The 21,711-nt window shown below is 56.5% G+C and carries 16 protein-coding genes, 1 tRNA gene and 1 pseudogene; 2 read left to right on the top strand and 16 right to left on the bottom strand.

The annotated features are described in order from the left end of the window. Window positions 1-2: 2 nt before the first annotated feature. From DDIC_RS06975 to DDIC_RS06930, 10 genes are all read right to left on the bottom strand, one after another. Window positions 3-728, bottom strand: a complete 726-nt coding sequence (locus DDIC_RS06975; RefSeq protein ID WP_136399771.1) for an MIP/aquaporin family protein — start codon at window positions 726-728, stop codon at window positions 3-5. A 479-nt stretch (window positions 729-1,207) separates the two neighbouring features. Next, entirely contained in the window at window positions 1,208-2,959 is a 1,752-nt protein-coding gene (locus tag DDIC_RS06970; RefSeq protein WP_136399770.1) for a methyl-accepting chemotaxis protein, read from the bottom strand. Between the two features lie 437 nt (window positions 2,960-3,396). Beyond that, window positions 3,397-4,278 carry a hypothetical protein gene (locus tag DDIC_RS06965; RefSeq protein WP_136399769.1) on the bottom strand — a complete coding sequence of 294 codons (882 nt, stop codon included), beginning with the start codon at window positions 4,276-4,278 and terminating at the stop codon, window positions 3,397-3,399. 969 nt (window positions 4,279-5,247) lie between these two features. After that, window positions 5,248-6,567, bottom strand: a complete 1,320-nt coding sequence (locus DDIC_RS06960; RefSeq protein ID WP_136399768.1) for an amidase — start codon at window positions 6,565-6,567, stop codon at window positions 5,248-5,250. Window positions 6,568-6,693: 126 nt separating this feature from the next. Further along, on the bottom strand, window positions 6,694-7,815 hold the full coding sequence (locus tag DDIC_RS06955; RefSeq protein ID WP_136399767.1) for a M20 family metallopeptidase: 1,122 nt from the start codon (window positions 7,813-7,815) through the stop codon (window positions 6,694-6,696). Window positions 7,816-7,864: 49 nt separating this feature from the next. Continuing rightward, window positions 7,865-8,581 carry an ABC transporter ATP-binding protein gene (locus DDIC_RS06950; RefSeq protein WP_211088855.1) on the bottom strand — a complete coding sequence of 239 codons (717 nt, stop codon included), beginning with the start codon at window positions 8,579-8,581 and terminating at the stop codon, window positions 7,865-7,867. After that, window positions 8,568-9,365: an ABC transporter ATP-binding protein gene (locus DDIC_RS06945; RefSeq protein WP_136399766.1), complete on the bottom strand. Its 798-nt coding sequence runs from the start codon at window positions 9,363-9,365 to the stop codon at window positions 8,568-8,570. Before DDIC_RS06945 ends, DDIC_RS06950 begins: the two co-directional genes overlap by 14 nt. Beyond that, window positions 9,365-10,522, bottom strand: coding sequence for a branched-chain amino acid ABC transporter permease (locus DDIC_RS06940; protein WP_136399765.1), 1,158 nt, complete (start codon window positions 10,520-10,522; stop codon window positions 9,365-9,367). The genes DDIC_RS06945 and DDIC_RS06940 overlap by 1 nt, the downstream gene beginning before the upstream one ends. A 2-nt stretch (window positions 10,523-10,524) precedes the next feature. Beyond that, the gene (locus DDIC_RS06935) at window positions 10,525-11,448 is read right to left on the bottom strand and encodes a branched-chain amino acid ABC transporter permease (protein ID WP_211088854.1); all 924 of its coding nucleotides are present in this window, start codon (window positions 11,446-11,448) and stop codon (window positions 10,525-10,527) included. 75 nt (window positions 11,449-11,523) lie between these two features. After that, a complete protein-coding gene (locus tag DDIC_RS06930; RefSeq protein ID WP_136399764.1) occupies window positions 11,524-12,702 on the bottom strand; it encodes a branched-chain amino acid ABC transporter substrate-binding protein in 1,179 nt (392 codons plus the stop codon). Window positions 12,703-13,262: 560 nt separating this feature from the next. On the opposite strand from DDIC_RS06930, the gene DDIC_RS06925 reads away from it, so the two are divergent. Further along, the gene (locus tag DDIC_RS06925) at window positions 13,263-14,090 is read left to right on the top strand and encodes a hypothetical protein (protein ID WP_211088853.1); all 828 of its coding nucleotides are present in this window, start codon (window positions 13,263-13,265) and stop codon (window positions 14,088-14,090) included. A gap of 285 nt (window positions 14,091-14,375) precedes the next feature. Here DDIC_RS06925 and DDIC_RS06920 read toward each other — a convergent pair whose 3' ends face one another. After that, window positions 14,376-15,056, bottom strand: a complete 681-nt coding sequence (locus tag DDIC_RS06920) for an outer membrane protein (protein ID WP_136399763.1) — start codon at window positions 15,054-15,056, stop codon at window positions 14,376-14,378. A 193-nt stretch (window positions 15,057-15,249) separates the two neighbouring features. On the opposite strand from DDIC_RS06920, the pseudogene DDIC_RS14145 reads away from it, so the two are divergent. Beyond that, window positions 15,250-15,398: pseudogene (locus tag DDIC_RS14145) on the top strand (transposase); the annotation flags it as partial. 153 nt (window positions 15,399-15,551) lie between these two features. Here the strand turns inward: DDIC_RS14145 and DDIC_RS06910 are convergent. The 5 genes from DDIC_RS06910 to DDIC_RS06890 form a co-directional block, all read right to left on the bottom strand. Continuing rightward, window positions 15,552-15,628, bottom strand: a tRNA-Pro gene (locus DDIC_RS06910). Window positions 15,629-15,682: 54 nt separating this feature from the next. Further along, on the bottom strand, window positions 15,683-17,620 hold the full coding sequence (locus DDIC_RS06905; protein ID WP_247647408.1) for an alpha-amylase family glycosyl hydrolase: 1,938 nt from the start codon (window positions 17,618-17,620) through the stop codon (window positions 15,683-15,685). Between the two features lie 203 nt (window positions 17,621-17,823). Next, complete coding sequence (locus DDIC_RS06900) at window positions 17,824-18,729, bottom strand: NAD(P)-dependent oxidoreductase (RefSeq protein ID WP_136399761.1); 906 nt, start codon at window positions 18,727-18,729, stop codon at window positions 17,824-17,826. A 17-nt stretch (window positions 18,730-18,746) separates the two neighbouring features. Beyond that, entirely contained in the window at window positions 18,747-20,462 is a 1,716-nt protein-coding gene (locus tag DDIC_RS06895) for a formylglycine-generating enzyme family protein (RefSeq protein ID WP_247647407.1), read from the bottom strand. Beyond that, a complete protein-coding gene (locus DDIC_RS06890; RefSeq protein ID WP_247647406.1) occupies window positions 20,452-21,711 on the bottom strand; it encodes an ABC transporter permease in 1,260 nt (419 codons plus the stop codon). The genes DDIC_RS06895 and DDIC_RS06890 overlap by 11 nt, the downstream gene beginning before the upstream one ends.

The following is a 21,711-nucleotide window of genomic DNA, read 5'->3' as shown; positions in this document are numbered from 1 at the left end:
AGTTAAATCAGGCCGATCAGCTTGCCGACAACGTAGGCAAGAACCGCGCCCGTCATGGGAGCGCAAACAGGAATCCAGGCATAGCCCCAGTCAGACGACCCCTTGCCGGCGATGGGCAGCACGGCATGGGCAATGCGGGGGCCAAGGTCTCGGGCGGGGTTGATGGCGTATCCCGTGGGGCCGCCAAGGCTGAGGCCCAGGGCCCAGACAAGAATGGCAACCATGTAGGGGCCGTAGCCTGCGGGCAGGGTGCCGTTGTTGGCATGAAAGATGGCAAATATGCCAAAGAGCAGCATAAATGTGCCGATTACTTCGCACAAAAAGTTTTGCCCAAAGCTGCGGATGGCAGGCGCAGTGCTGAAAACGGCAAGCTTGAGATCAGGATCTTCAGTGGGGGCCCAGTGGGGCAGGTAGGCAAGCCAGGTAATGACGCCGCCGGTAAAGCCGCCGGCAACCTGCGCAAGCATGGTGGCGATGGCTTGCCCCGTTCCGTAGACGCCGAGCATGGTTTTGGCAAGGGTCACTGCAGGGTTAAGGTCTGCCTGCGGCGCGCCCAGAGCGACAGCGGTAAAAACACCCAGCATGACGCCAAAAGCCCAGCCCGCAGTGATGACAATCCAGCCTCCGCCTTGTCCCTTGGAGCCCTTGAGCAGCACGCAGGCCACAACACCGGCGCCAAAGGTAATCAGTATCATTGTTCCAAAAAATTCACCAAGAAGATTGGTCATTGGCAGGTCCTTTATGCGTTGATGACAGAGGGGGGGCAAGCTGCATGCTCGCTGCATCCTTTCCAATAGGTGTCTTGTCAATGTTGAAGGGCTGCTTGGCGCAAATATCCTTTTGTAATGTAGAGTGTTATGACTTGACTTGCATTGCTTTGCCTCTGCAAGTTGCAAAATACTGTGCGCTGTATTGATTACTTGCAGCGGCAAAGTATTTGCCTACACGAGTATAAGTAATTTCATTCCTATTTTTGAAATATATTAAGATACAAAAAATATTGCAAGAGGATTGATAGTGTTACAAACAATAAATATTTTTATTATCGAATCGCTAACTATGCGCCTGTTGCAGCTGTCATCGCCGCCGGGCATTTTTAACTCTCTGCTGAAGGGGTGCAGACAACCAGATAGGGGGGGAGCTACAGACAAAAAACAAGGCCGCACAGAATCTGCGCGGCCTTGTTGCATAGGACGCCTGCGCGTCGCTAGGACTTCATGTCGTGGATGAGCTTTTGCAGCGCCAGCGACTGTTGCGCCAGGGCTTCTACGGCCTGTGATGCCTGTTCCATGCTGTGCGCTGTTTCGGCAGAGATTGCGGCAACCTGTTCAACCGACCTGTTGATCTGCTCGCTGGCTGCCGACTGCTGCTCGCTGGCCGTTGCTATGGACTGAACCTGGTCGTGGACAAGCTCAACAAACTCAAGAATCTGCTTCAGGGAATCGCCGGAGCGGGCAGAGAGAGCGGTTGCCTGTTCAATGGCCGCGCCTGCGTCTTCAACGCTGACAATATTTTTACGGGTTCCCTGCTGTATACCGCTGATGGCCTCGCCCACCTCGCGCGTGGCGGTCATGGTTTTTTCCGCCAGTTTGCGCACCTCGTCGGCCACAACGGCAAACCCCCGGCCCGCATCGCCAGCCCGGGCGGCCTCAATGGCCGCGTTGAGAGCCAGCAGGTTGGTCTGGTCGGCGATGTCGGCAATGACGTTCATGACCTGGCCAATGGCCTCGGCCTGTTTGCCGAGATCACCCATATCATGCTTGATTGACAGCGATTTTGCCTGGATGTCCCTGATGCTCTCCACCGTCTCATTGACGATTTGCGCGCCCTCCAGGGTCTGCTTTTTTGCATTGCCAGAAACATCCGCAGCGAGCTGGGCGCTTTTGGCAACCTCAAGCACCGAGGCGTTCATTTGTTCCATGGCGGATGCGGTTTCGCGTACGCGGCCCGACTGGTCGTCCGCGCCCCGGCTCGAGTGTGAAATCTGGGTGGAAAGGTTTGCGGAAACCGAGCTGACTGTATCAACCACCGTCTCCAGCTGCTGCGCAGCCTGCATCATGCCTTGCGCTCTGGCTTTTTCAGCCAGCGCTTTGGATTCGTTTGCTTCGGCAGTGGCCATGCGGGCTGTCTCTGCCTGCTGCTGCGCCTCGGCCTGACGGGCTGCCAGCTGGGCAAAGTTGTCCTTGAGCCTGTCGCGCATCTCGCACATGGCGGCAAACACGCCGCAATACGTGCGGCCGTTGCGCAGGCTCATGTCAACTTCAAGATCGCCGCTGGCGATCTTTTGGGCCACATCAGCCACATCCGCAGGCTCGGCGCCGAGCTGCAGCCTGAGCGAACGAATGACAAAAAAAGCGCACAGCGAGCCAAATGCAATGGATATGCCCGCCAGCAGCCATTGCAGCATCTGGCTTGCGACAAGGCTTGCCTTTAACGACTCAAGGTTGGTTGCAGCCTCGCTCATCTGCTCTTCAATAAAAGGATCAAGGGAGTCTGTGAGAGATTCAGTAGCAGCGTCAAACGTTTCCATAAGCACATTGCCAGCCTCTACGCCTTGGGCAACATAGGTTTCGGCCATGGTGCGACCAAGGGCGTACATTGCGTCAAAGGCTTTAACGGCAGCAGCCAGCTTTTCCATGGCCTCAGCGTTGCGCTCCTGCGCAAATTTGCTTTTGAAGGCATCTGCATGCGCATGAAAGGCGTCGGCGGCCTCCTTGGCCTCCTTGTATCCGCCAGGGTTATGCGTGGCGGATACGTCAGAGAGAAACTGCTGCACCTGCACCGCCTGCAGTTTCATATCCGCGGCCAGCAATGCCATGGGCATGCTTTGCTGGCTGGTCTGGTCGGCAAGGGAGTTTGACTGGTTCAGTCTATGCCGCACAAACAGGGCGCTGAGCAATATCAGAAAAAAAATGGTGCCAAATACCAGCCACAGGCGTGTGGATACTCTAAGCTGCATTCTGCTCCTCCCATTTGCGGATGTGGGTGAAATGCCGGGCAGAAAAAATAAAAAGCATAGGCGTTCAGGGCAGTGCCCGCACACTCGAGCATGTTTATGCTCTGGGCTCAAAACCGATATTGCAAAACCGCCGCATACCTGTTTCGCCCTCAGATTTGTTCAAGGCGAATACGAGTGAATCAGTTTGTAAAGCCTACTGTGCCTTGCGTTATGTGTCCATACGCCCGCAAAGAAATAATGCAGAGAAAAATCGGCCTTCTATTAACTGGATGCCAAAATGACCGTGATTCCCCCTTGCTTAAGGGATGGGCAAGGACACATTGGCTGCAATGAAGGCAAAAGGTTGGCACGCAAAAAAAATGCCGGTCGGCAATAAAGCGGAACGGCAACTTTGCATATTGGCACCAATACAAGGCAGATTGCGCTGCTGCCCCGAGCTATGAGCCGTTGATAAAGTCGCACTCGCCGTTTTCACCAGTGCAGTATTCTTCAATAAAACTGCCGAGATGGTCAGACCCTGTCTGGGCTATATCTACCCAATCAAGGTGGTACATGTTGGTGGTGAGGTCAAGCTCGTGAGTGAACTGCATCCTGAGTTTCAGCATATTGCCGACATCGCTGCTGGTAACGCCGATTTTTTTGCCCAAAAGGACATAGGCGGCATTCATCATGTCAAACCTGTCGGATATGATGTACAGTAAAAGATACGTGTCCGTAGACAGGCTCTTCAGTTCCGCCTCGTCGGGCAGCAATGCGCAGGCTCCCGCAGCAGAGATGTTTATAATTTGAGCGCTGCCGCCTGTCCGGCGGTAGTGCTGCTGGATCAGGTTTTTGAGATCCAGTTTGGATTCAGGGATAGTATCAAGCCGGATTACACCCGCAACTTTTGAATATTCTGGTCTCCAGTCTATTCTTCTGTCGCGGCGCATGCGGCGTTCAACACTCTTGGCGGCAAAGCGCAGGTCCATTGCTGCAATGTTGCTGTCCGTATCTTTTTTTACATTAAGTATTTTGCCGGTGCCAAGGTAGCCCAGGCGCATACGTTGAGGATATGTTTTGTCGAGGCAAAAAAAATATTCAAACTCATTGGCATATATCTTACAGGGGCGGTTAAGTACCTCTCGTTCAACAATATCCATCTGCGCTTCGCGTCCGACAACGCCTTTAATGTGCCCATAGCACGTAATATCTTTGAGCTTGCCCTGGTATGGGACGCAGCAGGTGATTTTAACCAGGCTTTTTGCATTATGCGCAGCATTGAAAATTTCATAGTTGTTTGATTGAGGTATATAGCAGAAGCTTTCCGTTGATGATGACATGCATCGCCCCCTTATTCCAAGGCTATATAGCAACAGGTAAACGGCTAACGCAACCAGCTGCATCAGTTTTTAGCTGCCATAAGTTTGTTGCACGCGGGTGCTTTTGTGATCATTTTTTACATGACTGGCATAAACAATTCAACAGATTCTTATTATGGATAATGGTGTGTTGGCTAACCGACTGGCGCGCGTGCAGCCGTTGCAAGGTGCAAAGCTGCGTAAAAGTAGAATGCGTATTGCCAACTGGCTGAATTCCTTAAAACAATTTATGAGTCAGGTTGACTCAAGCCCTGAACGCGCAGCTGTATATGCTGATGAATGTTCATAAATATAAATCGGTTGTCTGAATAAAGTGGACATGCAACCGCTAAGCTCTTTAAAGCAGTTTACCCGGCTGAGCCTCGGGAATACTGCCGGACATACTGAAGGAATATTAAATTTGTCATGATTGTTCATACAAAAACATAACATAGTAAAATATGATCTGGTAGTGTATCAGCGTGCGCTATTCATGGATTGCATCTGCTGCAACCGCCTGAGTGAAATATTGCACTGCAGTTATAGCGATTGCGCTTCAAAAAAAACTACAAATCAAACATTATGTTAAATTTGTATGAAATTTTTAATAATAGTTTTTGATGGCTTTGCGTCGTTGAAAAATTTTTAGTGTACGTTAGCGGCGCAGAGCTTGCCCAAACATACGGCAGACTGTTGCCGACTCCGCTTTTCAGTAGCGGGGCAACGGGTTACGCCGACAGCAAGCATGGGGGTTGCGCGCCGGACATGCGCGCCGGACATTTGCGCAGGACATGCGCGGCGAGCCGGAAGCGGCATCCGCCGCTGCATCTCTTGCGCAAATGCTGATCAGCGCCAGCAAGGCCATGTACGGGGCCAGAGCCCCAGGGCGCACTTCCGTGCGATGCGCGATACGTCCTGTTGCGCGGCCCTGCGCGCGGCTTGTGGTCAAGGTCAGGGCAGGGGGTTGCTGCTCATCGGAGCGGCGGCGGTTTCAAGCAGCGGCGCAAGCGCCATAAGTTCCGCATCGCAGCCAAAGCGCCCAGCAGCCTGTACGCCCAGCGGCAGGCCGCCGCGCACGGTATCCATGGGCAGGCACAGTACGGGCAGGCCCGCATGCGTCCACGGCACATTCATGACCGGGTTACCCGTGGAGGCAAAGCCCTTGGGGGCCTCGCCAGGCGCTGCCGGGGCCAGAAAAGCGTCTGCCTTCATACCGGCCAGCAGGTCATCAAGCTTTTTGCGCAGATCCGCGCACGATGCACGCCCCGCCTCAATGACGCCCTCGCCGAGAGTTTGCCCCAATTCGATAAATTCCCTCGTTTTTGGCCGGTACAGCGGGCCAAAATCCGCAAACCATGCATTATGCATCTGCGCCAGTTCCGCCGCGGCAAGCTGCTGGTGGCGGGTGTATACGCCCTGCCAGTCGTCAAAAACCGGCATGCTCATGACGCGCACCCCCGGCAGGCGGGCCAGCCGGTCGCAGTACTGGTCAAAAGCCCTGCGCATGCCCGGTTCGACCTCGCTCATATACGCGCCTTCAGGCACGACAAACAGTGTGGAGGCCTTGCGCCCCCGCGCCTGCGTATCGCAAAACAGCGACAGCGTGGTCGCCGCATCCTGCGTTGTTGCGCAAAAAAAGCCCGGCTGGTCCAGACTGGGCGAAAAGTTGATGATGCCCTGGCCCGGCAAAAGCCCTTGCGACGGTTTTACCCCCCTCACGCCGCAAAAAGCCGCTGGGCGGACCACAGACCCCATGGTCTGCGTGCCAAGCGCCAGCGCAAAGTACCCGGCCCGTACCCCTGCGGCCGAGCCGCTGCTTGAGCCGCCCGGCGTATGCCGCCTGTTGCAGGGGTTGCGCGTGGCCGCCGGTTCGGCATGGGTGAACTCCGTAGTGGCGGTAATGCCCATAACAATGGCCCCAGCCTCGCGCAGCCGGGTCACGAGCGGGGCTTCATCCCCGGCAAAGAGGGCCGACGGCAACAACGAGCCGCAACGGATGGCGTACCCGCTGGTGCGAAAAACATCCTTGATGCCCACCGGCACGCCAAACAGCGGTGGTCTGCCCGCGACATCGGGCCAGCGCCGCAGGGCTTCCTCCAGATCGTCCAGAACCACTTTGGGGCGAAAACCGCCCTCAGCAAAAATGAACAGCTCACCTTCGCTGGCTGCCACGCGTAAAAACAGTTCCCTGTACAGGCGCAGCAGCGTTTCGGCATCGGCCTTGCGAAACAGGTCGAATCCAAGAACGGGGGGTAGTGCGAAGCGGGGCATGGTTCCTCCTCGGATGCCGGTTGACGGGATACGGCAGCGTCGCAGACGCGGCACGAGACAAGGCGTGGATTGCACGGCATTGGCTCAAAACATTATGCTGTTTGCCTCAGTGCCTTGCCCCGTCGTTTATGCCCAGTCCGCCAGCAGGGCGGCGTACATTTTTGTCGCAAGTTCTATCTGCTCCACAGCGCAGTATTCATCTACCTGGTGGGCCATGGCGGGATCTCCAGGGCCCAGTATCATCATGGGCACGTTTGGCAGTCTGGGCCGCAGGGCGGCCGCATCGGTAAAAAACTGCACCGTGGCCACATCCGGCCTGTGCCCCAGCAGGGGGGTGAGCACGTCAAAGGCGCGGCTCATCCACGGCTGGCCGGGGTCTGTCCATACGGCGGGGATGTCAAGAGTGGTTGTAGTGCTGATGCCAGGCCCGGCCATGGTGGCCACAACAGCGCGTATGTCGTCATGATTGTGCTGGGGCACGGTGCGGATATCAATAGTCATGGCTGCGCTGTCCGGTACGGAATTGCTGTTGCAGCCAGAGTGCAGCGTGGAGATAACGCATGTGCCGGCCCCAAGCTGCGGGTGGTCGCCCTCAAGATGGAAGGAGCACATGGCGTTGGCAAAGGGCAGCAGTTTTGCCAGCGCGTTGTCGCCCTTGTGCGGCATGGATGCGTGCGCCGTAACCCCTGTGGTTTTGCAGGTAAGCCATAGCGCGCCCTTGTGCCCGCACAGCGGGCGGCATGAAGTAGGCTCCGCCACCACAACCGCAGCAATATTGCGCAAAAACTGCGGCTGCGCCGCCATGTGGAAGGACCCTTCGCAGCCGGTTTCTTCGCCGCCGTATATCTGCACGACCAGATCGCCATGCATATGCGGGGCTGCTTGCGCGGCTGCACAGACCATGGCAGCAACGCCGCTTTTCATGTCGCTGCTGCCACGCCCAAAAAGCAGGCCGTTTTGTATCCGCCCCTCAAAGGGGGGCATGCGCCAGCCCGCAGCGCCCAGAGGCACCGTGTCGATATGGCCGCACAGGCACAGGGCCGGCTGGTCGCCATCCGGCCGCAGACGGGCAGAGAGGCTGCAACGCTGCGGGTCGGACGGGTCGTAGGCGTCAAAAACAACGCTAAAGCCCGCGTCGGACAATATCCGCGCAAGGGGTTCCAGTGCCTGACGCTCGTCGCCGCCAGAAATGGTGTTGCAGCGTACGAGGCTTTGGGCCAGCTCTACAGAAGATGGTGCGTATGTCATGTGGGTTTCGCCTGCCGGTCAATGCCGGCGCGGCGCCTCCTTGCCGGGTTCAGCCAAAGTAGGCTTTTTGCACTTCGGCGTTTTCTTTCAGTTCTTTGGCTGTACCGCCAGCCACAATGCGCCCCTGCGAAAGCACGTAGCCCTGATGGGCTATGGCCAGGGTTTGCCGCACGTTTTGCTCTACCAAAAAAACGGCGATGCCGCTCTCGCAGATCGAGCGTATAACCCTGAAGTTTTCACTGACCAGCGCGGGCGAGAGGCCCAGCGACGGCTCGTCGATGACCAGCAGGCGCGGTTCGTTCATCAGGCCGCGCCCGATGGAGACCATGGCCTGCTCGCCGCCCGACATGGTGCCCGCGAACTGCGCGCGTCTTTCGCGCAGACGGGGAAAGATTTCGTAAACCCGCGCCAGACGGTTTTGTATCTTGGCGGCGGATGGCTCCTGATACGCCCCCATGAGCAGGTTTTCTTCCACATTCATCTTGGGGAACACGCGCCGCCCTTCGGGTATGCACGATATGCCCATGCGCACTATTTTGTGCGGGGCCATGCCGGTGATGTCCACGCCGGCAAACTGGATGTTGCCCGACCTTGGGGGCGTCAGCCCCACCAGCGCGCGGATGAGGGTTGTCTTGCCCGCGCCGTTTGAGCCGAGCAGGCAGGTTGTTTTGCCGGGCTGGATGTCGAGCGAAACACCGCAGAGCACATCGGCCTTGCCATAGGCAACGTGCAGGTTTTCGACCATCAGGGGTTTAAACTTGTTCATCTTCGCACACCTCCGTGCCAAGGTAGGCTTCCTGCACCATGGGGTCGGCGGTTACCTTTTCATAACTGCCTTCGCACAGTTTTTCACCAAAGTTCAGCACCACGCAGCGGCTGGTTATGCGGCGTATCACGTTCATCTCGTGTTCGATAAGCACAATGGCGGGTTTGGCCTCGCCGGTCTCCATGCGCACAATTTCGTCCATGAGCTGCTGGGTTTCCTCGTGGGTCATGCCCGCCGATGGTTCATCCAAAAACAGCAGCTTGGGCTTGCCGATCAGGGCGCGGCACAGCTCGACGCGACGCCGGTCGATCATGTTCAATTCGCTGACCGCGTGGTGCAGCCTGCCTGGCAGGTCGGGGTTGAGCGCCCGCAGCAGGGCGGCTGCGGTTTCTTCATATTCACGATATTTTTTTAAAAAAGCCTTGCGGTGCAGTATGTTGTGCACAAAAGACAGGTCGAGGATCTTGTGGCTGCCGATCATGATGTTGTCAAACACCGTGAGGTCGAGGCACAGGCGAGAGCGCTGAAACGTGCGCGCAATGCCCGCCTGATACACCTCCTGCGGCGAGAGGCCGGTGATATCCTGCCCGTTGAACATGACCTTGCCCGCGCAGGGGTGGTAGATGCCTGTCACAACATTAAAAAACGTTGTTTTGCCCGAGCCGTTGGGGCCTACAAGCCCCACGACCTCGTGGCTGTCCACATGGATATCCAGCGACTGAAGCGCCATAAGCCCGCCAAAGCGCATGGACAGGCCCGTGCATTCAAGAAGATGGGCGCACATTATGCCATGCCTCCCGTGTAGCTGCGCACGCGGCGGGGCAGCAGCCCGGCCGGGCGAAAGATGATCATCAGCAGCACGATGCTTGAGTAGATGAGGTACCGGTATTCCTGGATAACCTGAAATTTTTCCGGCAGGGCGACCACAAAGGCTGTAGCCACCAGCACCCCCCAGCTGTTGCCTATGCCGCCCAACAGCAGGATGGAAAGAAAAAGCAGCGAATCGGCAAACGAAAAGTTGGCCGGGCTGATGTAGGCCAGCATCATGGCGTAAAACGCGCCCGCCATGCCTGAAATAAAGTTGCCCATGGTAAAGGCGGTTATTTTCCAGCGTGCGATGCTGACGCCAAAGCAGGCCGAGGCCACCTCGTCGCCGCGCACCGCGTCCATGGAAAGCCCAAACCACGAGCGCTCCAGGCGGCGGATAAAGCCAAAGGTCAGGCAGAGCATCAACAGGGCAAAGAGGTCGTATTTGGCGTAAAACGAAAAATCCAGCCCGGCTATGCGTATATCGTCCATAAAGCTTGCGCCGAGCACGTTCAGCCCTTCCACCGGTATGCCCTGAGGGCCGCCAAACCAGGGGCAGACCTCAAGAAAAACCCTGAACAGCAGGGCAAAGGCCATGGTCACAAGGGCCGCATAGTGGCCCGACGTGCGCAGCACCGGCAAAAGCAGTATGCAGCCCGTGAGGGCCGAGGCCAGACCGCCCAGCGGCAGGGCCAGCAGCGAGGGTACGCCCGCATTGGCCATGAGCAGGGCCGCCGTGTAGCCGCCAACGCCAAAAAACGAGGCCGCGCTGAAGTTGATGACGCCCGCGTAGCCCAGCTGCACGTTTAGCCCAAGCACCGCAACAGAGTACGTCATGATCGTGCCCAGCAAAAACAGGCTGTAATGGTCGTCGTGGAAGATCAATATCAGCGCAAGGCTCATGGCGAGCATCAGGCGCGTCCAGAGGGATTCGTTGTCGCGGGCGGCCTGCAGCAGCACATCCAGCAGGCCGCTGGCCTTGAGGCCCAGCAGCAGGATCAGCCCCGCGCCGAGATAGAGCAGAATGGTGGTCTGCTCTTCAGCCAGCAAAAACAGGGCAAGAAAAGCCGTTATGGCCACTGCGGTCAGCACGCAGGTAAGGGGCCCGGCAGGCGTATTGCGTAAGGATAACATGGCTAGACCCTTTGGCTGGATTTTTCGGCAAGAAGGCCCGTGGGCTTCCAGGCCATAAGCACAATAACGACGCTGAAGGCAAAGACATCTTTGTACGCGCTTGAAAACGGCAGGGCCACCGCCCCGATAGTCTGCAAAAAGGCAAAGATGAATCCGCCCAGGATAGCCCCGTAAATATTGCCCAGACCGCCTATGACGGCGGCGCTGAAGCCGATGGCCCCCAGCAGCAGGCCCATGCTGAAGTTGATTTCATTGTAGTAGATGCCGTTCATAATGCCTGCCAGCGCGGCAACGCCGCAGCCAAGGGCAAAGGCGGTCAGCACCACCAGCGAAAAGTTGACGCCCATGAGCTGTGCGGCTTCGCTGTCCTGCGCCACAGCGCGGATGGCCATGCCCAGGCGCGTGCGCGAGATGAGCAGGTGTATCAGCACCACAGCCGCCGCACCGGCGCTGAACAGCACCAGATTGTCAAACCGCAGCGAAAGCTGCCCGTAATTCAGCGACCAGTCAGGCAACAGATGCGGAAAAGGCTGCGGGTTTGAGCCATTGGGAAAAAACAGGCGTATGGATTCGCGCAGCACCGTGCCCAGCATCATGGTGGCCAGCAACGTGTTGAGTGCGGGCGCCGAGCGCAGACGCATGATCATGGTGCTGGCCAGCAGCATGCCAAGCAGGGCCATGGTGGTCAGCGCCGTAAGCACCACCCACAGCAGCGACCAGCCCGGCGCAAGCCCTGGAAACACGTGCTGCAGATACATATACATGGCGAGGCCGGAAAAACCGCCCAGCATCACCGTGTCGCCGTGGGAAAAAACGATGACGTCAAGTACGCCGAAAAATATGGTGAATCCCACGGCGACCAATGCGTACATCATGCCCAGCATAAGGCCGTTGATGACGAATTGAATGAAGAGTGACATGTCCATGCGGAAGTCCTTGCCTTGCTGGGCGTTGTCGCCGTCCGGCGGGAGACCCCCGCCGGACGGCATGTCTGAAACCTGCTACTTGTTGGGATGCCTGAGCTGACGCTTGCCTGAGGCGTAGTCGCTGTCGTTCCAGAAAACCCACTGGCCGTCCTGAACCACAAATGTACTGACGGCTGGTTCTATGTTCTGGCCGTGATCGTCAAAGGTAACCTTGCCCACCAGGGTATCCTTGCCTTTAACGGCGCTCAGCGCTTCGACAATTTTTTCGCGGTTGGGGCCGGTGCTTTCAATGGTATCCAGAACAAGCTTCATGCTGGCGTAGGCAAAGGGGCCGTAGGCTTCGGCAGATTCGGCGTAGCCGTGGTCCTTGTAGCTCTTTAAAAAGGCATCACCGCCGGGCAGTTTTTCAAGTGGGGTTCCTTCAATAAAGCTCAGGGTGCCCTCGGCGGCCTCGTTGCCCACGCCGGTGACAAATGCGTCGGACTTGATGCCCGAGACGCCCTCAAACTGGGCGTCGATGCCGAGTTTTTCCATCTGCGAGCGCACGCGCACGCCCACGGGCACAAGACCGCCAAAGTAGATCACGTCGGGGTGCAGAGACTTTATCTTGGTCAGCTCGGCGGTGAAGTCCTGCTGATCGGGGGTAACGCCAAAGGTTTCTATAACCTTGCCGCCCTGTTCGGTGATGAACTGGGTAAAGTAGTCTTTGTGCGATTTGCCGTAGTCGGTGATGTCATGGATGATGGCAAAGGTCTTGTAGCCCTGGCTGCTCATAAATTTGGCCGCAACCTGGTTCTGGTTGATCATGGTGCCGGGCGTGCGGAAAATTTCCTTGTAGTCGTTGCCGTAGGTAATGCCGGGATGCACCGCGCCCCAGACAACGGCGGGCATATGAAAGCGGTGATAGATATCAACCGTGCCCAGAGCCACGGCGGAGCAGTAGTGGGTTACGGCAGCCGCAACCTTGCGGTCGGAGGCCAGCTTGGTAGCCACCTGAATACCGATGTTGGGTTTGCATTCGTCGTCGTACGATACAAAGAGGTAGTCGAATTTGCGGTCGGGGTCTTCGTTGCGTTCCTTGACGGCCAGCTCGGCAGAATTGCGCCCGCCAACACCAATGGCGCTCACGCCGCCGGTAAGGGGACCCACAAAGCCAACCTTGACGGTCTCGCGGGCCTGTACGGAGGTGGCGAGGCATAAAATTGCGGCGCAGCAGGTAAGCGCTTTGCGCCAGTTGATCGAGATACGGGACATGGCAATCCTCCACGTGTTTGTTTGATCTCTCAAACAGCAAGTTTTGTGCCATGTCTAAACTTACTTGTAACTACTCAATATATTACTATTTATTTGAATATGCGGGAGTTTAAGCAGTACGAATTTGTTATTTTAACGGTTTTATGAAAACATTTTTGTATCAATTTATGGCGTAAGTACGCCGAGGCAGAAGCCCGACGGATATATATAAGCGCTCAGGCAAGAGGGTGTGCCCCCTCTGGCTAGACCCAAAAGACTGCATCGCCCATACCACTGCCCTTAGTTGTGCTGTTGCCTGCTCCGAAGAAGTGCAACAGCTTCTCCCCTCACCAATTCTGTCAATGATTCGTTCACGGTAATTCGTATTGCGATTAATAAAATTCACACTGTTTCCACGGAAATGTTTTATTTACTACTATATCGATATTTTTTAAATGGCATTTACTTGTTTTTACTTTTAAATATTGCATTGTGGTACAAGATGAAGTAGTATTAAAAATTAATAAATAACTATATAAAATAAGTATGATAAATGGGAGACGAATACGGTGAAGAGTTCTATGTTGGCTATTTATAATGATGCAAAGCAGTTTTTTCTTGAAAAGATTCCATCACAACAGCGAATAGAAATCCTGCAAAGTTATCTGGAACGGCCTGATGCCAGCGCAAAGCCAGTAGATATGCCGGAACTTTTTGAGCGGTTGCTGAGGTCGGCTCAGAATGCAAATATGAAAAAAGGCGTTATTGGAAAATCAATAGGTAATGTGCATAACCTGGGAAAAGTATTATTCGATTTTGATGTAGCCAGAACCCTGGAAGTATATTCGGGCAAGCCAGAAAAGCTTTTGTCAGACATAGAAAAGAAACTTAAGCCAAGGGGACAGGTCAGAAAAGAACCAAGAAGCATTTGGCCAATGTACTGCAAAACCATATTGTCAGCTGCCTTGTTTCTTAGCCAGTTCAGGAGTGGTGATGAATTTTATCAATGGACAAGGCTTTTTTACGAAAACAAGCAGGCGATGGCAGCGCTCCCCTTGATAATTTCCGAAGAGGTTGTTGGTCTTGGTTACCCGCTCTCCTGTGATTTTCTTAAGGAACTGGGTTTTATTGAATACGGCAAGCCGGATGTCCACATAAGCAAAATTTTTGCTGGAATAGGGCTATGTGAGGAAGCGCATGGCCCCTATATGATACAAAAGATCATAGTTAGAATTGCTGAAGCCGCCAATGTCTCCCCTTACAACGTTGACAAGTTGTTTTGGCTGATTGGGAGCGGCAGGCTGGACAAGCATATAAACCTTGGTAAAAACGGAAAGATCGGTAATTTTAGGCAAGAATACATTGATCACGTCAATGCAAAGCCAAAGTTATCACGTAAACGCTCCTAGCAGGGCCAAAACCTGATAATCTGGGTGGCGCGTTACATCTAAATATTTTTCCATGTTTGAACGATTTAACTATTCACTTAGACGAATTCAAGAATGTTTTATCCTGCGCTGCATTCCATGCGATAGGCCTAATCGAGCGCAATAGATTATTAGCTGTATATATCCATTACGTTCAATTTATCCACCGTTATATCCATGAGCTATGGTATTGCAGTTCAAAATAAAAGGGCCGGAGAAATCCCCGGCCCGTTGGCTTTGGCTAATCGCTAGATATTTTTGTCACGCTTAGAAGGTGTAACGCAGGCCAAGGCTGAATTCATTGGCATAAGGGGTATTGCCGATAGATACCCTGTTGTCGTCAACATGCTTGCTGATATCTGTATACCCAAGCCCCACATAGCGGTAGGCCAGATCTGCCGACAGATTCTCGGTAAATGCATACGAACAGCCCGCGCCCAGATTCCAGGCAAAAACGGTATCGTGCTGCGTCAGGCTGCTAGAATCGCCGTCGCCGTCAACGTCGGCAGTATACTTGGTTTTGATGAATCCGAGGCCGAGGCCGCCCCCAATGTAGGGGGTAAAGGCCGTGGAGTTGTGAAAGTCCCAATAAGCGTTGGCAAACAGCGTTTGCAGGCCCCATTCGCCTTTAAAAGATGCTGTGCCGTCAGCTCCGCTGGCATCCCATGTTTTGGTAACGTTGCTTCTGATTGCGTATTCCAGTTCTGCGCGCATGGGCACCTGAAACTGCGGGTAAAAATCATAGCCCACAAAAATGCCGCCGCCCACAGAATTTTGTGAATACTGGCCTATGCCAATGCCTTTTACATCCCCGCTGAGCGAGAAAGGCCCCGTGCTTTGAATAGAATCAATAAATTTTGCACCAGCATACACGCCGGTAGTTTCCGCCGCCGCAGGGGCAGCAAGAGCCAGGGACAGAACTAATGCAAGCACAGCACGCTTAAACATGATGTTCTCCTTTGTTTCAAATCAGATATAACTTTTATGATGAAAGTAAACTCTTTTTATCTTAATAACAATAGTAGTAAAAAATAGATTAATATAGTGAATGTGTCAAAAGCAGATGAGGACAGTCGATGAATCTGACTTCTTGGGGTGAAGTATGAAATTTGGCGGAGATTTTGTGTAGAGCCATAATGGGCGCGAAGAAGTAGCCAGGATGTTCCGTTTATCCGGAATAACGGCATCACAGAAGGTTTTCACCGAAAAATGAAGTTGATCCAGCGGCGTGCGTATGGCTTCCGTAACTTCGAAAACTACCGCCTGCGTGTACGCGTTTTGTGCTGCTGAAATGGCTGGTGAATTGATCAGAAACCTGTCGGGAAAACTGCCCGTTGAAGGGGCTTGCCCCTGTCTTTGGTGTAGACCCGTGTAGGGCAGAGCCGGGTAGGTCTCACAAACGAGAAAAGGGAATTCATGTTTCCATGAATTCCCTTAAATCTCTGGTCGGGATGAAAGGATTTGAACCTTCGACCCCTTGAACCCCATTCAAGTGCGCTCCCAGACTGCGCTACATCCCGACGCGAGAAGAGTAACTACGCGGAACCACCCGACCTGTCAACGATTTTTAAAAATTATTTTACAATTTTTAAAATTAGTCCCACAAGCGGCGGAAGATAGAGGGCAATATCCCCCTCGTTTCTGTCTGGCAGCGGGCTCGTAAAATGCGCGGCTGCCGGGCTTTTGACCGCCAGATTGCCGTGCCCGGCAAAGCGCAGTTCGTCCGACGAAACAAGCTCGATATATTTTCCGGGGGTAACGGCAAAGCGCAGGTCCTGCTGGGCGTTCAGCTCATGAAAATTGACGGCAAAGAGCAGTTGCCCCCGTTCAAAGGCCAGCAGGCGTTTATCCTCATGGATAAACCGAAAGAGCGGGGGCTGGGCAAAGTCCTGCAAATGCCGCTGCACAAGCTCCATCAGCTCTTTGTCCCAGTCGCCCAGCGCGTGGTACTTGAGCATGGGGTCGTCGGCCAGCGCCCACTGGCGGTGGGCGTACGCCTCGGCGTCCAGCCATTCGGGGTGGCCAAATTCGCAGCCCATAAAGTTGAGGTACCCCGCATCAGCCGTGGACAGCGTCATCAGGCGCATAAGCCGGTAATAGGCCAGCCCGCGCGAGATGTTCCAGCTTTCATCCCGCAGGCCCATGCGGTTGTACATTTCATTGCCCAGCAGCCGCCAGATCATGGCGTCGCTGCCGTTGATGTGCTGGTCGTGGCACTCCACATAGCTGATGGTGCGGTCGTAGGGCCGGTGGTTGGTCATTTCGTACCACAGGCTGCCCATATCGCGCGGCTCGGCTATGCACTTGGCCCAATAGTCGGGAATACCCATGGCAAAGCGGTAATCAAAGCCAAGACCGCCCTGTGCAGGCGTGCAGGTAAGCCCCGGCATGCCCGAAAATTCTTCAGCAACGGTTACGGCATTGCCGCAGGTTTCGTGCACCAGGGCATTGGCAAGGTTAAGGTACAGCTCGCCGTCCACATTGGCGCGGGGCTCGCTGTGCTGGTCGTAAAAGCAGCGCCCCACGTGCGAAAAATCGTCGTCCTCGCCAAAGTCCCGGTACAGCATGTTGCCGACCGCATCAAAGCGAAAACCGTCAACCAGAAACTCCTCCAGCCAGTAGCGGCAGTTGGAGAGCAAAAAACGCCGCGTCATCTCCTGACTGAAATCAAAGGAGGGCGTACCCCACTGGTTATGCTGCCCGGTAAAAAAGTACCGGCTGCCGTCGTACTGTGCCAGACCCTGCTCCGTATTGGCGCTGGCGTGCCCGTGGGGCACGTCAAGCAGCACGGCCAGACCAAGACCATGGGCGGCATCTACAAGCGCTCTAAAGCCATCTGGTGTGCCGTATCGCGACGACGGCGCAAAGTAGCTGCTCACCTGATAGCCAAACGACCGGTACAGGGGGTGCTCCAGTATGCCCATGAGCTGCACCGCCGTGTAGCCGCTGGCCTTGATGCGGGGCAAGATGTCGCGGCTGAAGGCCTCGTAGCTGCCCATGCTGTCGCCGTGGTGTTGCTGCGCCGGTTGGGCCATGCCCACATGGGCCTCGTAAATACGCGGAAAGGGCGCACGCGCGGGCCGTGGATGCCTAAAGCGGTAGGGGGTCTGCGGCAACCACAGGCGGGCGCACCATTGCTCCGGCACAGCGGCGTTCTGCTCCACCCAGGCGGCAAAGGCAGGCACGCGCTTGAGCGCCTTGCCGTTGGGCTTGGCGGCGCTCTGCGACGGAATCAGGCGCAGCTCCACGTACGTGCCGTGTTCGAGGGCATCGTGGGGCAGCTCCAGTTCAAAAATATTGTCGGAGCACCGCGTAAAGCGGTATTTGGCGTGGCGCTGAAAATTGAGCCGGTCGGTGGTCAGCCACAGGCTTTCGGCATTGGGCATATACTCGCGCCAGCGCCATACTGAGCCTGCGGAGGTCTGGACAAGGTGCGCGCCAAGGCTGAGATGCAGATCGGCATACGCATGCAACGACCCGTAGTGGGTACGGATGCGTTCTGCTTCTGCCATATACGTGCGGATGCGGCGTTGCAGAAAAGGACGGTATGGCTCCAGGGCTGGGTCATTTAAGGGACTGCCGGAGCAGGTGGGGGGCATGGCGGATCTCCTGTTTACGGTTGCCCAAAAGAGGCGGGCTCAGGCTCGTCATGCTGTGTTGCCCGCCCGGCTTTGCAGCCGGGCGGGCATATGGCCGCACAGGGCCGTACTTCAAACTATTTGCAGCAGGTCTTCCACTTTTTGGCCGAGAGTTCGGCAAGGCATTCCACCAGCGCTTGCGTGCCCTTGCTGCCCTGGCCCCTGGCCTGCATGGTGCGGTACAGCTGGTCAGCCAGGGTAATGCCGGGCAGCACAAGCTTCATGCGGCGGCATTCCTCAAGGCAGAGGCCCAGGTCCTTGATAAAGTGGTCGATGAAAAAGCCGGGGGCAAAGTCGCCCTTGAGCATGCGGCGGCCAAGGGTGTTCATGGCAAAGCTGCCGCCAGAACCGGCAACCACAAGCTCCATCCATTTTGCCACGTCAAGGCCTGCCTCCTGCGCAAAAAGGAAGGACTCGCACGTGCTGATCATCACGCCCGCAATGGCTGCCTGGTTGGCAAGCTTGGCCTTTTGACCAAAGCCAGCGCCGCCGCAGTGCAGTATGTTGGCGCCCATCTTGTTGAAGCAGGGCAGAATGCGCTTGTACGGGGCCTCGTCGCCGCCCACAAAGATGGAGAGCTTGGCATCGCGCGCGCCCACGTCGCCGCCGGTAACCGGGGCGTCAAGCGCTTCGCAGCCCTGCTTTTTGGCGGCAGCGGCGATGCGCTCGGCCAGCATGGGGCTTGAGGTGCTCATGTCGCACACAATGCCGCCAGCGGCCAGGCCGCGCAGCACGCCGTTTTCGCCCAGGGTTACTTCTTCCACGTCGTGGGGGTAGCCCACAATGGTAAAGACCACGTCAGAGGCTTCGGCCACGGCGCGGGGGGTATCGGCCCACTTGGCGCCCTTGGCAATCAGGGGGTCGGCTTTGGCCCTGGTGCGGTTATATACGGTCAGCGGCCAGCCTGCGGCCTGGAGATGCCCCGCCATGGAGAGGCCCATAACACCAGTGCCAATCCAGCCAATGCGCAGTTTGTCAGACATTGATTCTCTCCTTTTACCTATTGAAAACGGCGTTCAAGAATTTCTTTCTGCATGGCATCACGCGGTACAGCCTTGTTTTTGCGCTGCATGTCGATGTGAAGCCGATACAGCTCAAGGTTTTTATGCATGTTCTGATTGAAAGGATCATTGCCGTTAAAATCTTTTACCAGTGAATCATAGGCGGCGGACAAGACTTCCGGAGCAAGCAGAGCGCCATCCTCTACCTTGCTGCGGTAGAAGGTGAGGGATTTTTCCAGGCTGGTATCCAGCATGACCAGCCCCCGGTTTGCAGTATCTAATATCTGCTTGAGCTTTTCAAGGTCAGCGCCTTTTGCGGAGGCCTTTTCACGGCCCATGCTTTCTATTTGCGTTTTTAGGCTGTTACGTCTGCTTGAGTAGTTTCGTATGGTTTCAATCATATACACGCCGGTACGCAGCAGCGATTGCGCCTCAAGCTGCTTCTGGCGTTCAAGCATGATGTTGTTGTCTTTGATGGTATTGCGCAGATCCTGCAGGTTTTTTCTCGACGCCTCGTCGGGTGCGGCTGCCAGCAGTCGGTCCAGCTCGTCCAGAGGGTTACGGGCCGTCTGGCCGTCCTGCGCCAGCGGGGCAAGCTTTTCGCCCGCCTTGCTCCATTCCGCTGTCAGCTCCTGCGGGCGGGGGCCGCCGGGGGTATTGATACCTGATATTACGGGCCTGAAACCCAGATCGCGGGCATGGGCCGGGCCGTCGGTGAGAAAGAAGGGCACTTCTTCCCTGCGGCCAGGCAGAATCTCCGCATCGCTTGAGAGGTACGAGCCGCCCTTGCGCACAAAGCCGCCCGCCGAGCCGTGCAAACGCCCGGCCATGGAAAAGCGAAAGGCGTCCAGAACCATCTCCGCCGCATTGCCCGCCGTGTCATAGACCCCAAGAGGGTTGGGCTTGCGCGAGCCTATGTTGGCCATGCTCTCGGCTCGGGGGCCCTGCTCCGGCCGGTAAACGGCGTAGTCAGCCTTGCTTTCGCCTGCTGGCAGGGCAAAAAAGTCTTCCTGCAACAGCAGCTGGCTGCCTGCGGTCTGGCCGCCGCGGGCGGCGTATTCCCACTCTGTTTCGGTAGGCAGCCTTACAAAGCCCACGTTGCGCTGGTCACCGGCAAAGCGGGGCAGCGCGTCGGGGGCGTTTTGCAGCAGCCACGTGGTGTAGCGGCGGGTAAAGTCCACAGCGTCGTACCAGCTTACGTCGGTTGCGGGGCGGGCGGCTTCCGCGCCGGGCTGGGCCGTGTCGGGGCAGGCATTGTCCATAACCGCGTGCCACTGCAGGTTGCTGACCTCGTACTTGGCCACCAGATAAAAATAGTTTTGACCCTGGGGAGCCTGTTTACGCCAGGCCGCAGGCAGATCTTCAAGGGTAAACGCCCCGGAGAGCGCCGTATTGTAGCGACGGTCATAGTAAGCGCGGTCCTGATGTGCCGTGTCGTCAACGCCGGGACGCATGGGCATATCCCACAGCAGGCCCTTGGCGGGTACGGCGACAAGCTTGAAGGCCATACTCAGCCCGCAGGGCATGGGCAGTATGATGTCGTTATCCGCTGGCTTGGGGTTGCATGCATCCGCAGCGCTTACGTCGGCCTTGCGGGCCAGAGCGGCCAGCGCCGTGCCTGCGAGGCAGGGAGCCAGCAACAGCGCCAGACAGGCCGCAGCCGCGCACGCCCAGTGCGGGCGGGCATGAAAATAAGGGCGCAGATCAGATTTCACGGATAACCTCCGAAGGTTCAATGCGGGCAGCCCGCAACGCGGGGCCAAAGGCGGCCAGCAGGGCAAGCCCCGAAACAGCGGCAAAGGCCAGCAAAAAATGCTGGGGCAGCAGCAGGCATACCTGCTCCATGCCGGTGACGCTGGCGCTGAACAGCCGGTTGATGACAAAGGCGGCCACCGCGTACACCCCGGCGGCCAGCGCCGTGCCCATGAGGGCCGTCAGCAGCGACTGCGCAAGAGGGAAGAGCAAAAGCTTGCCCGTGGTAAAGCCGTTGAGACGCAGCAGCCCGAGTATGCGCTCCTTGCGCTTGATGCCCGCCATGACGCTGCTGACAGTGGAAGCCAGAAAGCCAATGCCCGTCGCCGCGCATATAAGCGCAAATATCAGGTTAAGGGCGCGCGCCAGCGCTGTAACCTGCTCGATTTCTTCCGCATGGGTGTACACGTCGAGCTTTTGGGCGGCAAAGGCCTGCCGCAGCTGCGTAACGTCGTCGAGGCTGCGCGCATACAGCCGAAATCCGGGGTAGATGCGCTCGCCTTGCGGGCGGGGGTCGCCCAGCCAGCCGTTTGACGCGCCAAGCTCCGGCACGGCGCGGCCGTCGCGGTAGTCCTCGGTGGCTTCCATCAGCGGCAGCGGCACATAGGCCACATCCTTTTGCTGGGCGGCCAGCGGCAGTACGGCTGCAACGCGCAGGGCTACACGCGCTGTCTGCACCTTGCCCTGAAAGCGTCTTTCAACCTTTCCATTAAGTTTGTCGCCCTGCTTGGCGTGCAGTTTTTCCGCAGCGGAGGCAGACAGGGTAATGCCAATCGCATCAGTAGCCGGGTTTTGCGGCATGGACGGAGCAGCCGCGCCAAAGCGCAGCAGCAGGGGGTCGCCTTCTGCTGTCGGCTCAAGCGAGGCAACAACCAACGTACGGGAGTCTCCCTCGCCCTTGCTCAGATCCATGGTGGCGGCAATGGACCGCGTGCGCGGCAGCACAAAGGCCACATCCGGGTGCGCGGCCAGCTTGGCCAGATACTCCGGCGTGTAGCGGCCACTGACAACGGGTGAAATTTCCAGATTGCGGGGGTCGTTGCGCAGGCGCTCGGTGAGGGTTTGCACCACGCCAAACTTGACGCCGTAGAGCACCAGCAAAGGCGTAAGAACAGCAGCCAGGCCAAGAACCGCGCAGGCGGAGAGCAAAAATTCGTGCCAGTAATCCTTGCAGGCCAGCCGCAGCATGGTTGTCCAGGTATTTGCCGACAT

The organism is Desulfovibrio desulfuricans (genome assembly GCF_004801255.1).
GTDB classification, from domain to species: Bacteria; Desulfobacterota; Desulfovibrionia; order Desulfovibrionales; family Desulfovibrionaceae; genus Desulfovibrio; species Desulfovibrio desulfuricans_C.
The sequence above is the reverse complement of the archived record's forward strand: the minus strand, read 5'-3'. Positions and strand labels throughout refer to the sequence as shown.